The 16,549-nt window shown below is 37.6% G+C and carries 16 protein-coding genes; 9 read left to right on the top strand and 7 right to left on the bottom strand.

Going from position 1 to position 16,549, the window contains the following annotated elements:
- Positions 1-18 precede the first annotated feature (18 nt).
- Together E3D81_RS04395 and E3D81_RS04390 are read right to left on the bottom strand one after the other, a co-directional pair.
- Positions 19-1,833 (bottom strand): M60 family metallopeptidase, encoded by a 1,815-nt coding sequence (locus E3D81_RS04395; RefSeq protein WP_134776555.1) that lies wholly within the window; start codon positions 1,831-1,833, stop codon positions 19-21.
- 121 nt (positions 1,834-1,954) lie between these two features.
- Positions 1,955-2,314, bottom strand: a complete 360-nt coding sequence (locus E3D81_RS04390; protein ID WP_134776554.1) for a DUF2200 domain-containing protein — start codon at positions 2,312-2,314, stop codon at positions 1,955-1,957.
- A 105-nt stretch (positions 2,315-2,419) separates the two neighbouring features.
- Here E3D81_RS04390 and E3D81_RS04385 point away from each other — a divergent pair, with 105 nt between their 5' ends.
- The 6 genes from E3D81_RS04385 to E3D81_RS04360 all read left to right on the top strand — a co-directional run bounded on the left by E3D81_RS04385 (position 2,420) and on the right by E3D81_RS04360 (position 9,114).
- Complete coding sequence (locus E3D81_RS04385) at positions 2,420-3,796, top strand: DUF1800 family protein (RefSeq protein ID WP_134776553.1); 1,377 nt, start codon at positions 2,420-2,422, stop codon at positions 3,794-3,796.
- Positions 3,797-3,806: 10 nt separating this feature from the next.
- Positions 3,807-4,994 (top strand): DUF1501 domain-containing protein, encoded by a 1,188-nt coding sequence (locus tag E3D81_RS04380; protein ID WP_134776552.1) that lies wholly within the window; start codon positions 3,807-3,809, stop codon positions 4,992-4,994.
- A gap of 46 nt (positions 4,995-5,040) precedes the next feature.
- Complete coding sequence (locus tag E3D81_RS04375) at positions 5,041-6,135, top strand: helix-turn-helix domain-containing protein (protein WP_134776551.1); 1,095 nt, start codon at positions 5,041-5,043, stop codon at positions 6,133-6,135.
- Between the two features lie 162 nt (positions 6,136-6,297).
- Positions 6,298-6,636 (top strand): hypothetical protein, encoded by a 339-nt coding sequence (locus tag E3D81_RS04370; RefSeq protein ID WP_134776550.1) that lies wholly within the window; start codon positions 6,298-6,300, stop codon positions 6,634-6,636.
- Positions 6,637-6,676: 40 nt separating this feature from the next.
- Positions 6,677-8,206, top strand: coding sequence for an NAD(P)H-dependent oxidoreductase (locus tag E3D81_RS04365; RefSeq protein WP_134776549.1), 1,530 nt, complete (start codon positions 6,677-6,679; stop codon positions 8,204-8,206).
- 38 nt (positions 8,207-8,244) lie between these two features.
- Positions 8,245-9,114 (top strand): hypothetical protein, encoded by an 870-nt coding sequence (locus E3D81_RS04360; RefSeq protein WP_134776548.1) that lies wholly within the window; start codon positions 8,245-8,247, stop codon positions 9,112-9,114.
- A 33-nt stretch (positions 9,115-9,147) separates the two neighbouring features.
- On the opposite strand, the gene E3D81_RS04355 is transcribed toward E3D81_RS04360, so the two are convergent.
- Both E3D81_RS04355 and E3D81_RS04350 read right to left on the bottom strand, forming a co-directional pair.
- Positions 9,148-9,852 (bottom strand): LuxR C-terminal-related transcriptional regulator, encoded by a 705-nt coding sequence (locus E3D81_RS04355; RefSeq protein ID WP_134776547.1) that lies wholly within the window; start codon positions 9,850-9,852, stop codon positions 9,148-9,150.
- 155 nt (positions 9,853-10,007) lie between these two features.
- On the bottom strand, positions 10,008-10,604 hold the full coding sequence (locus tag E3D81_RS04350) for a Crp/Fnr family transcriptional regulator (protein ID WP_134776546.1): 597 nt from the start codon (positions 10,602-10,604) through the stop codon (positions 10,008-10,010).
- 136 nt (positions 10,605-10,740) lie between these two features.
- Here E3D81_RS04350 and E3D81_RS04345 point away from each other — a divergent pair, with 136 nt between their 5' ends.
- Positions 10,741-11,274, top strand: coding sequence for a YybH family protein (locus E3D81_RS04345; RefSeq protein ID WP_134776545.1), 534 nt, complete (start codon positions 10,741-10,743; stop codon positions 11,272-11,274).
- A 50-nt stretch (positions 11,275-11,324) separates the two neighbouring features.
- Here E3D81_RS04345 and E3D81_RS04340 read toward each other — a convergent pair whose 3' ends face one another.
- From E3D81_RS04340 to E3D81_RS04330, 3 genes are all read right to left on the bottom strand, one after another.
- Positions 11,325-12,185: a carboxymuconolactone decarboxylase family protein gene (locus E3D81_RS04340; RefSeq protein ID WP_134776544.1), complete on the bottom strand. Its 861-nt coding sequence runs from the start codon at positions 12,183-12,185 to the stop codon at positions 11,325-11,327.
- 41 nt (positions 12,186-12,226) lie between these two features.
- The gene (locus tag E3D81_RS04335) at positions 12,227-13,018 is read right to left on the bottom strand and encodes a helix-turn-helix domain-containing protein (protein WP_134776543.1); all 792 of its coding nucleotides are present in this window, start codon (positions 13,016-13,018) and stop codon (positions 12,227-12,229) included.
- Between the two features lie 121 nt (positions 13,019-13,139).
- Positions 13,140-13,832 (bottom strand): hypothetical protein, encoded by a 693-nt coding sequence (locus E3D81_RS04330; protein ID WP_134776542.1) that lies wholly within the window; start codon positions 13,830-13,832, stop codon positions 13,140-13,142.
- Between the two features lie 147 nt (positions 13,833-13,979).
- Here E3D81_RS04330 and E3D81_RS04325 point away from each other — a divergent pair, with 147 nt between their 5' ends.
- Entirely contained in the window at positions 13,980-15,908 is a 1,929-nt protein-coding gene (locus E3D81_RS04325; RefSeq protein ID WP_134776541.1) for a sensor histidine kinase, read from the top strand.
- Between the two features lie 3 nt (positions 15,909-15,911).
- Entirely contained in the window at positions 15,912-16,535 is a 624-nt protein-coding gene (locus tag E3D81_RS04320) for a response regulator (protein ID WP_134776540.1), read from the top strand.
- Positions 16,536-16,549 lie beyond the last annotated feature (14 nt).

Raw genomic sequence — 16,549 nt, 5'->3', positions numbered from 1 at the left:
TACAAAGTATCTACAAGCTTAAATTACATCAATTTTCTCCCCATTCCAACCAATTGCCTTTACTTTGGTGGAACCAATTGGAAGATGTACAATGGTGTGTTGGTTATTGGTGAAACCAGCACCACGGAATGCGACTTTGACTAATTTATCGCCCTGATACGTCTCAAATGCAACTGCACCTGGCCAAGCTAGATTATCGATGATCAAACGATCCTTTTCCTTCGAAAATCCTTCGTTAATTTTACCCTTTAATACTTCTTGATTCTTAAAAATTGAAATACTGTTCGCCGTAAGGTAATGGATAACAGGACTGCTTGGTTTCGGAAATTGGGAAGCATATTTTTCTACTTCTTGTATGTCTTGATCGGTAATCAACATACGCCCAACCGTATAATCGTCTACAATAAGATCAATCGGAGCAAGGATCCCAGATTTTTTAAAAAAATCGGTTAAGTCTAATCCACTCACTTTACAAGCATTCTTGACGAACTGTAATTGATAGTAGCTTTCGGATTCCTGATCTGAAACAGGTTCTTGGATAGCTTTATAAAATATGTCACCATAGAAGTCCTTATTTCCCCATTTCTTACCAGCACCAACCTCATGGAAGTACAATTGTAATTGCCATAGCGGAACCAATTTGACGAAATGATCACCACCCCAATCTCTTTTACGCTCTCTATCCCAACGGTCTGGACCCGCTTGGGTTAACCAAGGCTGACCATGCACAAATGCAGATTCCATATAGGCAGTTATCCTTCCTCCAATTTTAGGCTCATCATAATCCTTCAGTTTTTCATGTTCCAATTTAGGGGAATGGGAATTGTAAACATATTGTGTCCAAACGGAATATATGTTATTGGTTACTTCCGTTGTACCCGTCCATTTCATATTTGGCCTAACTTGGTTGACATGACCAAACTCATGGGCAACACCCCAAGAATTTTTCCGTAGCCGATTGATGTCCGCTAGATCTTTCATGGTATTATCATGAAAAGCAGCACCCAATCCATCTGCATGCATAAATCCTTTCCAAATTACGCGGCCAAACATATGGTTCTTAGGTTCTTTTTTATATTTTACCAAACCCATGATCTCATGTTGAATATGAATTATCGAATCATATAGTGCTACTAATCCTTTACCATTTTCTGGGGTTCCTTTTTTTAACGATTCTTTGGAATAGGCAAGGTGTACTTTTTTACCTACTAAATCGATAACAGGGCCATGGGCTGAACTCAGTATCTTTTGGTACTTGTGATTATCATCTTTTCGGGCATCAAACACACCGTTTATTTTACCAGAAAGGATATGGATCTTTAATTTTTTAAAGGGTTTTCCTTCATCATAGAAATGTTGGATATAAGAATTGCCCTTATCCTTTACTTGGAATTTATTTAATCCAGCTTTTAAAGGATAGGAGTGCATCCTAAAATGTTCATCATCCCAATTGGTGACCAATAAGTTTAGTTTTTGGTTTTCATTTTCTTCAACCCAGACAAGAACTTCTTCATTTGCTGAAAAATAAATTCCGGTAGGATTTTCAAATTGGGAGTAAGGGCTGGTTTTTAATTCTTTAGCTAGAATTTTAGGGTCTAAGAAGCTTTCATACGTTTTGAATCTTTCCGCTAAAGGGTAGTTTCCATTTTTCATCTGTATTGCAACTTCACGCAAAACCGGATGCTGGATTTCTTGGATAGCTTGTTGATTCGCCTTTTTGGTTAGACTCGTCAGATTTTTCTTGTTAAAAAAAGAAAGGTCATTTTCTGATTGTGCAAAGGATAGGTTGCTGGCACAGATCAAAAAACTGATTATGGCTAGTTTCTTCATCATTTCATTCATTTATTCCAAGATAATGAATAAATGACGCTGGAAAACCAGCCTTAATCATTCAATCGTTTGCATAATGGAAATATTACAGAGTAATAGATCCTTTGATCATATTTCCATAAAATTATGACCTTAAAATCTTCTCCATTGCCTTACCTTTGGCCAGCTCGTCTATCAACTTATCCAAATATCTAACCTGTTGAATCAGCTTATCTTCAATTTCTTCAATTCGATCGCCACAGATTACCCCGGTGATTTTTACAGCATTCGGATTCATCTTTGGTGCTTTCCCGAAAAAATCCTCCAAGTTTATTTTCTCATCTATGGCTTTCTGTAAGGTCTTTTCATCATAACCCGTAAGCCAATAGATAATCTCATCAACTTCCGCTTTTGTTCTGTTCTTTTTCTCCGCTTTTTGGATATACATCGGATAAACCCCTGCGAAAGACATTTTATAAACGCGTTCTATATTTTTTGGATGCATAATGTTGAATTCAGTAGGTAAAAAATACCCGACAATTTACAATAAATTCATAAATCACTTGTTATAATTTTTACGTAAATTGGTATATAATTAGAAAACCGTCTTATGAAAGGGGAAACCTTAACCCAAAAATTGCATTTATTATGGCGCGCAGGTTTTGGGCCAGCGCTGGAACAGATTCCGACCATAGATAAAAGCAGTATCAAAGACCTCTACCGCAGCTTAACTAAGCCCCAGAAGTTCCAGCCAGTGAATTTCCAAAAGCCAGAGCAGCCAACGGAAGATGCTTATAACCCTATGGACAATGCAGAGAAGCGGAAACAGACCCAAAAATTAAACCGTTCCCAGAACCTGGATCTAAATATCGACTTCATGAACCAGATGATTCTTTCCGAGGCCCAACTGAACGAAAAGATGGCTTTTTTCTGGCACGGCCATTTTGCGAGTCGATCTGTTAATCCCAGGTTTAGCAAACAATTGCTGAACAGCATCCGTCGGCATGCCTTAGGTAATTTCAAGGATCTCTTGTTTGCCGTCAGCCAATCGCCCTCCATGTTGAATTTCCTGAACAACCAACAGAATAAAAAAGGCCATCCCAATGAGAACTTTGCAAGGGAGGTCATGGAATTATTCACCTTGGGAAGGGGGAATTATACGGAAACAGATGTAAGGGAAGGGGCGAGGGCATTTACAGGTTGGGCATATAATAAACAAGGAGAATTTATTGAACGTAAAAATCAACATGATACTGGCGAAAAGACGTTCTTAGGGAAGAAGGGTAATTTTTCAGGGGAGGATGTTCTGCATATTATCTTGGAAAAGAAGGAAACGGCACGGTTTATAACCGAAAAGATCTATAAGTTCTTCGTGAATGAAAAAGTAGATGAAGCGAGGGTTCAAGAGTTAAGCTCCATCTTTTATCAAGCTAATTATGCTATCCAAAAATTATTGGATAGCATCTTTCTGAGCGATTGGTTCTACGAAGCACAACATATTGGCAACCGTATAAAATCACCCATTGAATTGATGGTAGGCATGATGCGTATTATGCCCATGCAAGTGGCACATCCCGAAAATCTAATAGATTATCAACGCTTATTGGGGCAAATGTTGTTATATCCACCCAATGTGGCCGGATGGCCGAATGGAAAAGCCTGGATAGATAGTTCAACCTTGATGCTCCGGCTTCAGATGCCACAAATCTGGACTGGTTTAAGGCCAATGGACTACGATGCTCCGCTGGATGATGATCTGGACATGGGGACCAAGAATAAGAACAGCAATTTAAGACAATTCAAGAACCCCCAGATCGAAATCGACTGGAATCAAGTCAATGATACATTCAAAGGCAAGAAATTAGTGGACTATATCCTGCAATCACCAAATAAAAGCGTTCAAAAAGTTGCTACACGTTTTGCAGATGAGGGAATAAAAATGAATATGATCAACTTGATGTCCACACCGGAATATCAGCTGATGTAATCCTGAGAATATGTATATCAAGAGAAGAGAGTTTTTAAAGATGGGCAGTTTGGTTTCCGCATCTATGATGCTACCAAACTTTCTGAAGGCCTTGGAAATAGATAATTCACTCCAAAATAGGCCGAATATATTGGTAGTACTGCAATTTACAGGCGGAAATGATGGGTTGAATACCATCATCCCGACCCGAAATGATATTTATTTTCGGGAAAGAAGCCAAATTGGAATCAAAAATTCCCTGCGCCTGAATGATGAGGCCGGCATCAATCCTAACCTTGGCTTTTTCAAGAAATTATATGAACAGGGCGAACTGGCGGTTTTAAATAATGTGGGGTATCCAAATCCGGATAAATCCCATTTTCGAAGCATGGATATTTGGCATTCGGCCAGCCGATCGGACGAATACCTGGAAACAGGTTGGTTAGGAAGGTATTTGGATGAAGCCTGTTACGATTGTCCGCATCCCACACAGGCATTGGAGGTGGATGATATGTTGAGCTTGGCCCTAAAAGGAAAGAATAATAAGGCTTTTGCGTTCAAGGAGCCACGGAAACTATACCAGTTGAGCCAGGAAAATTATCTTAAAACCCTAGCCCAGCAACATGATCATGAGGAAGAAACGGTTTCCTATCTGTACAGCACCTTAGGTTCAACCATCAATAATGCCGATTATATCTTTGATAAGAGCAAGACCAAAGCAACTGCTGATTCCTATCCAAACTCAGGATTAGGAAAGGAATTCAAGACCATTTCCTCGCTTATCAAATCGGATATCAATACCCGGGTATATTACCTATCTATCGGAAGTTTCGATACCCATGTGAACCAGAATGATAGACAAGGGAAGTTATTCCAGGAAATCAATGAAGCGGTAAAAGCTTTTGTTGCCGATTTGAAAAAACATGATCTTTTCAAGAATGTCTTATTGATGACCTTTTCGGAATTTGGAAGGAGGGTGGCACAGAATGCCAGCAATGGTACTGATCATGGAACGGCCAATCAACTTTTCTTTATCAGTGGAGGATTGAAGAAACAAGGGATGCTCAATGCGCTTCCGGATCTGAGAAACCTCCATGAAGGAGATTTGATATATACAGAAGACTTTCGGAAGGTGTATGCTACTGTGCTGAAGAATTGGCTCCAGGCAGATTCCAATAAAATTTTAGGTTGGAAGAATGGTTTGTACGACTTTGTGTAAATTGGCGCTTTAAACTTTGTGTATATTGCCTCTTTAATACGTACAGATGTTTACTTTCGAAGTCCTAATCAAAGCTTTTCTAATTGGAGGAATGTTCCTCCTTGCATTTCTTAATTTCAGCCATGCTGTCCAAGTCAATCGGAAAGCGAATATTTGGTTCGGGGTGTTTGCTATTTTCTGGTCCACATTTTGGTTGGATGAAATGCTTTATCTTGGATCATTAAAACATCATGTTATCTATCAAGTCGGCGTGGTATTCATTCAATTCCTGGTGCCGCTTACCTTTTTGATCAGTGTTTATTATTATACCAATCCAGATTATAAATTCGGGAAATATCGAATTATTCTTTTCTTGGTTCCACTCCTGATACTGATTGCCCTGTCCTTAAAAGAAGTTTTATCTGAAAAGACTTATCATATCCTGATTTTGGTCCTGTTCTTTAGCCATGCCATTACCTGTGTGGTTTTGGCGTATTTTAAGGTACACCGGCATCAAAAGCTTATCCAATCGTTTTCATCCCATACCCAAGATGTGGATCTGCGATGGATAAAATATATTATCTATTCTTTTATAGCATCATCCTTATTGATCCTTGCTTATAACCTGCTCTTACCCACTAGGAACCTAAATATTTTCGCGAATCTTTTCTTCTTGTTTATCCTTTACTTGGTGGCATTTTACTCCATCCGACAGAAGGAGATATTCCCTAAAGGTTTGGACATTGTTGAAGAGCTTGAAAAATCGGAGGAAGAGGAATCCAATCCCAACCAACAAAAGATCAAATTGATGAGTGATGAGGATCTTTTGGCTGGCAAAGAAAGACTGATGCTATTGATGGAACAGCAGGAGGCTTTTCTGGACACGGAATTAAACCTGTTGAAATTGGCTAATCAAATGGAACTCAGTAGCCATCAATTGTCCTACATCATCAATAACGGTTTTCAGCAAAACTTTTTCCAGTTCATCAATTCATTCCGAGTAGAGCGAGCCAAAGAACTATTGTTAGATCCAAAGATGATGCCTTATAATATTGTTTCTATTGGATTCTCTTCTGGATTCAATTCCAAGACGGCCTTCAATACGGTTTTTAAGAACAGCACCGGATTGACACCTACTGCATATCGGCAACAGCACAGTTAACTTGATCGGATTTATAAATCCGAACTTCTAAGCGTCTGTAAACCTGATTATTGACTGCGGTTGGTGGAATTGGTTCAGTTCTATAAGTTGAAACCTATATACGACATGTAGCCCCTAATTTTGATCTTGATAGTTAATGGATTAACACAAAATTAGATGATCATGTATCAAGAAGAAATTGCCATCCAAGCAGATGTAGAATTGCTGGAGAAATTATTGGTTCAACATCGATATATTCAAGCATGGGAGCAGGGCTTTGAAATTTTTAAGGAGCTGCAGGTGGATGCAGCGAAAAAATGCATCGTGCATTGGGATATTGAAAACAATGTAGATTATATCTATACGTTGAGGGAGAATATAATAGGGGTAAATTTAACTTTGGCTGCAGACCTGGACCCGACTGATCAACATATTCCTGAGCGATTGGAAAGTTCCAGGACCTATATCTCCAATATCATACCTAAAATCAAACGATTGGCGGAAGAATTGTATTTCGATTAAACAGTTGCTTCGCTTTATTGTTCTTTCTAAAAGAGCAGGTATGAAGGAAACAAGCATTAAGGTTTTGGTTATTTTGGGGCATCCCCGTAAAGACAGCTATAATGCGGCCTTAGCCGAATCCTATGTAGCAGGGGCAAGGGCAGCTGGGGCGCATGTGGAATTCCTGCATGTCGCTGACCTTCATTTCGATCTGCATGTTCAGATCCCTTCCCCGCAGGATCAATTTGAAGAGGAAGACCTCAAAGAGGCCAAACGGTTGGTCAAATGGGCGGATCATCTTGTTTTTGTCTATCCGACCTGGTGGGGAAATATGCCGGCCTTATTAAAGGGATTTATCGATCGGGTATTTGTTCCTGGATTTGCCTTTTACGAGATTCAGCCGGATGCCTTTAAAAAATTGCTCAGCCCAAAAACTGCCCAGCTGATCATTACCATGGATACGCCTGTATTGATAGACCGTTTGATCAATGGAGCACCTTCAAGAAGATCTTTGCAAAATGCTACCTTAAAATTCTGTGGGGTGAGTCCTGTTAGGAGCATGCTGATCAGTCCGGTCAAACATTCTTCTGATGAAAAAAAGGAGGAGTGGCTGACCAAAGCCTACCATAAAGGAAAAGCCCTAGAAAATGGCATTCTTACTCCTTGGGAGAAGTTGATGGACCAGATCATGCCCTGGATCAAGGCGATCAGATTGCAATTCTATCCCATGACCTTCTTTGCCTATGCTATCGGTGCCTTTTTGTATGCAGAACTAGCAGGGTCTTTTAACCCTTGGATTTTCGTATTGGGATATCTGGTTCTTTTTGTGATCGAGGTGATCACGGTTTTCAGTAACGATTATCTAGATCGGGAAACCGATCGGTTGAATAAGCATTTCAGTACATTTTCTGGGGGATCAAGGGTATTGGTCGATGGTGTGTTGAGTGAAAAAGCTTATACCAATTCCTTGAAATATCTGTTGGTAGTATTGGCGGTTCTCTGTGTGTTCATGGGCATATTCGCCATTGCCTCTGCTATGCAAGTTTTGTTGGTTACTGTCCTTTTGTTTTTGATCGCGGTATCTTATACTGCCGCGCCTTTACGGTTTTCCTACAATGGTTGGGGCGAGATTGTGGTGGGGTTTACGCATAGTTTTGCCGTTATTATCTGTGGTTTTGTTTATCAGGGTGGAGCGTTGAATAATATTTATTCTTGGGTGGTTGGTATACCCTTGTTCTTTTCCATTGTTCCGGCGATTATCATGGCGGGAATACCTGATCATGATGCCGACCGAGCTGCTGGAAAAGGGACCTTGGTGGTTAGGCTTGGTAAAGTGAGGGCGACTTATTTGGCGGGGCTTTCCGTTTTGTTGTCCATGAGTTCTGTACTTCTTTTGAAGAAGGATGTGCTGTTGGATTGGGTTTATTCGGATATTATCTATGTAGCCTTTTTGCACGGCGGTTGGTTGTTATATTTACTTTACCAATACATCAATAAAGCCGATAAACCTGCTCGGATTGATGGTATAATGGGCATTGCACTTATGTATATCCTTTGGTATACCTTAGTACCTTTTTTTAATCTTTTATAAAGTTTCATTTTTTGAAATAATATTAAGATATTTTCCAAATGAACCGATATTTTTTAATTTTCCTTCTTTGTATATCTGTTGTAGGTTTTGCAAATGGTCAAGATACAATTCCATTTAAGCTTAATGATCATTATAATATTTTGGTTAAAGCTTTGATCAATGAAAAGGACTCTGCTGATCTCATGTTTCAGATTTCTATGCAGGAAGCTTCATTGGCACCTAATCGGGAGCGGAAAATGAGTTCGGTGAAGTTTGATACGACAGAGTTTCCTGAAGGTTTGAGCAAGGTTAATCGCATTCAGGTAGCTGGAGTTACGGTAGATAGTATCTGGATCTGGGATAATGAACTTACAGGCTATGGTGCGGAAGGTAAAATTGGGTTAAAAATGTTCCAAAATAAGGTGTTTAAGATGGATTTTGATGCCTCTAAATTTGTGCTTTACGAAGGGTTGCCGGATATTTCGGCATACAGCAAATTACCGCTTAAACTAAATAGGGGTCAACTTTTTGTAGAAGCATCAAGTAGTAGCGGGGAGAAGATGCAAACCGACGAATTTTTACTTCAATCTGGATTTTCTGGAGCTGTCCTTTATAAGCAAAAAATTTCAGAAGATCTTAAGTTGGAAGAGCTTCCGGTTATAGAGAAAAAGATAATGAAAAATTCTTCAGGTCAGGAAGTTCATAATATGGTTTCCGTTTTACCGAATTTTCAGTTAGGTGCTTTTCAATTTAATGAAGTTCCTGTAAATTTCTTTTTAGGCGATGGTTTTCAACAACGCTCCAATTATTTAGGAGCGGACATGATCCATCGATTCAATTGGATTATAGATATCAAAGGCGGATTTGCCTATATACAGAAGAATAAGAATTTTGATGATCCTTATTATTTTAGGAAGAAGGCGAATTAATTATTTGGGCAGGAAGTAGTTTTGTGTGAAAGATTAAATCAAATCGAAAATAACGGCAAATTTTAAGAGATCCGCAAAATTCTCGCATTCAATCTTTCTGATCAGGTTTTTTCGATGGGTTGAAACGGTTAGTGGGGATAAGAATAGCAATTCAACAATCTCCTTAGTGGATTTACCATTAGCTACCAGTTTAATGATTTCTTTTTCTCTCTTGGTCAATAAAGCAAATTTCTTATAATTATTTTGGATAAAGCTATTTTGTTCCAGCGTTTTATTCACTCGGGAAATGAGATGGTCCATTCCGATGATTGGCGAGGATAGAATGATGATTTTATGATCCATTCGAATACCTAGATCAAAGGAAACAACCTTGAGGACGGTGTAAAACCAAGTGTAAAAATCATCTTTATGAAGTTTTACCCGTTGAAAAAAATTATACTGCTTGTCGAAATCGCCGATCTTCAGGTAATTGTCCATCCCCACAAATATGTGCTTAGACTCTTCTTTTACAAAGTATTGATCGTAATATGACTCGCCAAGATGATTGATTTCATCCACCGAAGTACCCAAACGTTCACAACCCCAATTGTTCATATAGGTGCACCCGATGGGTTGTAGCCCATCCAGATCATGAACCATCAAGGAAGCAGGAACAATTTCGCCTACATCTGCGATTTGAAGGTCCCCAACCTTAAGGCCTTTAGAAATGCCATGCATTTGTAAATTGAAAATATCCATTAATATGGGTAATTGGTTTGTTTTGTGTTAATTCTAATTTATGCTTTAAAAAATTAATTAACAAAAATTTTTAATAAATAGATGGTGTTTAATATTGCATAATAAGTAAGGGTGGGCAGTGGTGGAAGGGGAGTTTGGATTTAAGTCATTAATCTTTACATTCTTAAAAAATTCTTTCTTACTCTACTCAAAGTTTCCCTAGATAGATGTAAATATTTTGCTAAATCTGTGATTGATAGGTTGTTGACTAATTCTTTTCTATTTTTTAAAATGTACTTATAACGTTCAATTGGAGTTTTTAGGGTTAAAATTGAATAATGTTCCTCCTTCTTTTTAATCATTGATTGGGATAAATCAATACAGAGCTGTAATAAATCAGATTCTTTTTTAAAAATCTTAGTCATTTTTTCCAATGGACATAGTAAAATGGTTGAAGGAATATTAGCGTAAATAGAATATGGCAAAGTTGTTTGTTGGTGAATATCATTCCAGTTATCTACATATTCGGTTTCTGTATTAAAAGCCGCAATCCGTTCCTGGCCATTTTCGTCCATAAATGAAAGTTTAAGACATCCATTTACCACAAAGATACCATATCGAAGACGCTCCCCCATACTTATAAACAGCTCATTTTTATGTAAATGCCTTATTTCAGATATTTCTTTGAGTTTTTCCCAGTTTTCAGATAAAACATAAGGATACTTTAACTGAAGAATTTCATAAAATGATGCTATCGTCTGTTGTTTTTCCACTTCCTTACTATTAAAATAGATTTTAAAACCTTTATAAAAATAAACTATTATTTATTGGCCTAGTAATTTTTTGTGATTCAAATCACAGATAACCCCTGGAATTCAGTCTAATTTTGTGAATGTAAAATAATCAAATATGAAAATAAATAGCTTCAATTTCTTAACGGCTTTAACTTGCTTATTACTGTTATGTTTTAATAATGAATATGATGCACAGCAAAAGCTCCTTCAAAGATCAAGTACTTTAAAAAACAATATAATGATGACAACAGAAAACGAAATCAAGATTTTTTTTGATAGATATGTGGATTATTGGAATAACCATGATATGGAAATGTGGGGTTCACTTTTTACAGAAGATACAGACTTTATAACATGGTCTGGGACATGGTATAAATCTAAAAACGATAATCAAAAAAATCATCAGAAGGCTCATCAAATATTACAAGAGCAACAACAAAATATGACTTATGAATTGAGAGATATTAAGATAAAAATGTTGAGCCCTTATATTGCAATAGTACATGCTACATGGGTCTGGCCAAATTTTAAAACGAACCAAAGAACTGAGAATCGTTCTGGTCGATTAACTATGGTTTTAGTAAAAACAATTGACAATTGGTTGATAAAAGCTACACAAAATACGAGGACAGACAAAATTGTAGAGTAATAAGCATTTGAAAAATTTGAAATGAATCAAATGGTTATAAAAGAAAGTCATTATCTTCCTGCTAAAACTTCCCTCAAAGCATTTGGGCCGTTGATGGCTGATGGAAAACCCGAGTAAACAGTCATCAACAGCATAATTTCTTTTATTTCATCCTCTTTTAATCCGATATTTAACCCTGCATTTATATGGAATTTTAACTGCTGTTGGGCTGTTCCCAAGGCTGTTAAGGCTGAAATGGTAACTATCTGCCGGTGTCTTTTACTTAAATTATCTCTTGAAAAAATATCAGCATAGGCATATTCAAGAGTAAACTGAACCAGTTCGGGTGAAAAATCATCATACGTGTTTTTAAGTTTTTCTACTTGCAGACTATCTAAAGCCGATAATTCCTTTTCGCCTAAACTCTTACGATCTGATACCTTATTCACATTTGCAGTTTTTCCTAAATTATCTTTTATCCCTTTTCCTTGTCTTTCTGATAGTACTTCTTTAAGGGCATTCATCCCATTAATACTACTTGGAAAACCCGAATAAACGGACATCTGTAAGATCACTTCTTTCAATTCATTGATTGTACTTCCCGTATTCAAAGCCCCATTTATATGTACCTTTAATTGTGGTTGGACATTACCCATGGCAGTCAATGCAGCCACTACAGCAATTTCCTTTGATTTCAGATCCAATGTTTCTCTTGAATAGATGTCGCCAAAGGCATATTCAACAATATACTTACCCAAATCAGGCGATATATCGGCCAAACTATTGATAACATGTTCTCCGGCTTCACCGTCTATTTCTTTGAGTTTTTCCAAACCCATTTTATACCTTTCAGACTGAATCATAATTTTATCTGTTTGTCCGCTTGCATTTATACTCCATATTAAAAGCGAAAGGATGGCTACTAATTTCATCTTTTTTAGAAGTAAAATTAGGCTATGAATTGGCCACAGGGTTAGGACTTTATATTATTTTTTAGGTACTTTTCTCGGAATCCGGTAGGAGTATGACCAGCTTTCTTTTTAAAGATTCTAGCAAAATAGGAACTATCCTCAAATCCCAACTTAAAAGCAATCTCACTGGTGTTTAAAGACGAATATAACATCAATCTTTTGGCTTCGGTAATTTTCAATTCCAGTTGTAATTGCTTTGCTGAAAGGCCAGTTTCATCTTTGCAGGTTTGGTTCAATAGTCCTGAAGTAATGCCAAGTTCATTTGCATATTGATCTATACTGTGGTTTTTATCAAGATTTTCGGAAATAAGTTCTTTAAAATCTGAAATAACAGAGTTTGAAGTTGGGCTGAAAGCTATATTAGGTCGTAAAAGGGATAGTAAATAAGAAATACCTGATAATTGATTTTTTCCCGAGAGCATGCGATCAAAAATCTCCTTTATAAAAGGAATGTCTTCTTGCAATAGATCAAGGAAGGGGTAATTAAAATCAACATTTAATTGTTTTGCATTTGGGGCATCAATAAGAATAAAGTATCCACAGCTGTCAATGGAATAATTCCAATTATGGATCTGTTTAGGGTTAATAGAAAAAATTCTGTCTGGGTAAATTTCATATTCCTTAAAATCGATTACATTAAATCCTTCACCATTTGTGAACCAGACCAAGGAATAAAAATCGTGTCTGTGTGGCCATTCTAAAATAGGGTCGGGGGTATCTTCAAATACGCCGATGTAATAACCAATAGATGGATTTAAATGCGGTAGGATATCGCTTATGGAATAAACTTTCATTTATTTCTTTTCTTAAAATTACAAAAATGCTTGTAATCCAGCGTATTGCTGAGAATGTTCTATAAAAAAAGGGATTATGAAATTTTATATCCATAATCCCTTTCTAAAAGGAAATGTTTACTTAATTAACAACATACAACCTTAAATAATCATACTCAATGGTTGTACTGCTAGATCCTGAATTCTCTTCCCATTGGGCAAGTCCTAATCCTATTGCATTTAACGTATTTATCCCGCTGTTATTCCAAGTATGAATTACCGTACCATTAATCGCAAGTTTAAGATTTCCACCTTCCAATTCAGCTGTAAAGGTAGCCGGTTTAGTGATATCAACTGCCTCATGAGCTGTCCAATTTAAGATTACCTCTGATTTTCCATCCTTAATTTTAGCAATGGAGAAGTATTGGTTCTTAGAAATGTACAGGTAGATTTGGTCAATCTGACCAGCTACCGCACTTTGCTTTCCATTTAGAACAATGCAAGCCGCGCCGTTTCCACTTGTTAATTGGAGTGATGTCTCCATCAACTGTTTCTTCTCCTGGTCGGTAAAATAATTATGCTGCATAAAGGCATAATTAGAATAAAAGGCAGTTAGCTTATGGATATATTTACCATTGGCCATAGATACGTTATACGTATTGTTGTTATAGGTTCCGGTAAACCAATCAGATTTACCACCGTTAAAATTCTCTTCGTAAATCTGTTTGTAGTCCTTATCAATGGGATCCGTAGTTTCGTCCTTGCTACAGGAGCTGTAAAATAGGCATAAAGCAAAGGCGAAGAGGGCAACGAATATTCTTTTGTGTGTTTTCATAGCTGTATATTTTTTGTGTTAAAACAAAAATAACGGTATCCATAACCTAGGTCAATCCTTAAAAAGGCGTATTTCTTACTACCTGTTTTCTGGTAGATGCTTTTTGGTTATCTTTATAAGCACTAATTATACATCTTCTGCAAATAAATGATTCGAAATTATCTTTTGATGCTATGCTTCTCTTTGGTCCATTTTATCATTTGGGGACAGGAAATTGAGCAACTTGATAAGTCCTTGAAGGATGCGACAACGGAAGAACAGCGTTTTAAGGCTTTGTTGGAACTATCGGATTATTGGTCTTATCAGGATACCTTACAAGCTAAAAAATATCTTCTTCAGGCTAAGCCGCTGATCCGTGGAAAGGATTTGTTGCAGGGCATCTATTTATTTTACGAGGCAGGATTTTATTATGGCAATAATAACCCAAAGAGCCAAGCCATTTACATGCAAGCCGAAAAATACTTTAAGAAAATAGATACTAAGGAATCCTATCGGTACAGGGCAAAGTTATGGCATAATTATGGGGCATTGGAACAACAAAAAGATGATGATAAAGCATTTTTAGACATCACCATCAAACATTGTATTCCTTATGCCTTAAAATCTGGGGATTCAGATTTATTGATGAGTTATTTTACTGATGTCGGAATGCTTTTTTATAACCACAAGGAATACGAAAAAGCATTAGAATATTATTTTAAGGCCATAAGTTTGGTAAAATCTCCTGAACAGGAAACCGAAAACCTGCTTTGGGCTTATCATAATATGTTCGACACCTATTATATGCAGAACAAATTGGATAAGTGTAAAGAAGTCTTGGAGAAATCGGAAATCTTATTGAACAAATTGCCGAGTAAAAAATTAGCAGCCCTATTCTATAAGAATAAGGCCAGGATTCTTATCAAAGAGAAGAAATTTGATGAGGCGCAACAGGCAATTTCTGCAGGCATGAAATTAGCAGATCAATATAATCTGTATTGGGACAAATTTGCCTTAAAATACGAGAAAGCACAGGCTTATAAGGAAGCAGGAGATATGGTTTCAGCAAAAAAGGAACTTTCGGAGCTATTAGCAGATCCCCGTGGTACGATGAGCAAAAGCCGGATGGTGATGATCAATGAGATTGCGGGAATGGAGGCTAGTTTGGGGAATTTTGAACAGGCATATCGCTGGACTCGTGAATATAAAGTCTTGAGTGATAGCCTTGGGGCATTAGACTTCAAAAAACAGATGGCTGTGCTGGAAACAAAATATCGTACGGCTGAAAAAGAACAAGCGATCAACTTATTGGAAAGTAGAAATCTATTAAACCGAACCTTCATGATTTCGGGTCTTGTGCTTGCCGGCTTGATTGGACTTTGGATTTGGTATGCCTTGAACGCTAGAAAGAAAAGAACGATACAGGAAACCCTATTGTTAAAACAACAGCGGGAAATCGATGTGGCAAAAGCATTAATTGAAGGAGAGGAGCAGGAAAGAAAACGGCTTGCTCGGGATTTGCACGATGGATTGATCGGACAGGTTACGGGATTAAAAATGAATGTGGAACGTATTGCTCGGGACCATCAAGGTAAACATCATCAGGATGGACATACCCATCATCAAATGGATTTAGCGGTAGTGACCGAACAGTTGGGGGCAGTGATTTTAGAACTTCGACAAACTGCACATAACCTTGAACCAATCGTTTTGAAGAATGATGGTTTTGAGGAAGCCATTCGACATTTTTGTCAGCAGATGGAATCCACTTCAACTAAGATCAATTTTTATGCTCGAGGATTGGAATCCTTAAAGGACAGCAATATAGAGTTGCCCTTATTGCGTATTATACAGGAACTGATAACCAATGCGGTGAAACATGCGGATGCTTCTAAGATCCTTGTTCAAGTAGGAGTGGAGGATAATTTTGTGCTAATTGAGGTGGAAGATGATGGCAAGGGTTTCGATCCAAACCAAATAAGAAGAAATATGGGTCTTCATAATTTAGAAGATCGGGTTATTGCCTTGGGTGGAAAATTGAATATTGATTCCCAAATAGGAGAAGGTTCCAATTTTATGATTACATGCCAAATTTAAAATATGATTCGTACGATTATTTGTGATGATCATCCGTTGATTACACAGGGTTTGAGTAGCTATTTGTTACCACATAAGGAAATTGAAGTGCTTGCGGCTGCAGCCAGTTTAACTGAACTCCGGAATTTGCTTAAGGTTTTGGAGGCTGATGTATTGCTTTTGGATATTCAATTGCCTGATGGTAATGGGTTGGTGGTTTGTTCGGAAATAAAACAAGCCTATCCCGATTTACTCATTTTAGGTTTGAGTAATCTGGATGATCGGAATATGATGCTTCAGATGTTGCAGCATGGTGCATCGGGCTACCTGTTAAAAAGTGCAGCCATGGAGGAGATTGTGCGGGCTATTACGCATATAGCCGCTGGTGGGATTTATATTGGCGAAGCCGCTCAAAAAGTTATGGCGATAAGCAAGGTAAATCCGAAGGAGGAAATTCCTGCCCTTACCCGCAGGGAAAAGGAGGTAATTAATTATTTAGCACAAGGTTTAAGTTCTGTACAAATGGCAGAACTGTTGTTTGTGAGCCCAGCTACGGTGGATACGCACCGAAGAAATCTTCTTCAGAAATTTAATGTGAATAAAACGGTGAACCTATTGCAAAAGGTTAAGGATTTGGGATTGATGTAGTATTTATCATGTGC

Origin of the sequence: Sphingobacterium sp. CZ-2, assembly GCF_004526235.1 — a bacterium.
GTDB lineage: Bacteria > Bacteroidota > Bacteroidia > Sphingobacteriales > Sphingobacteriaceae > Sphingobacterium > Sphingobacterium tenebrionis.
The sequence above is the reverse complement of the archived record's forward strand: the minus strand, read 5'-3'. Positions and strand labels throughout refer to the sequence as shown.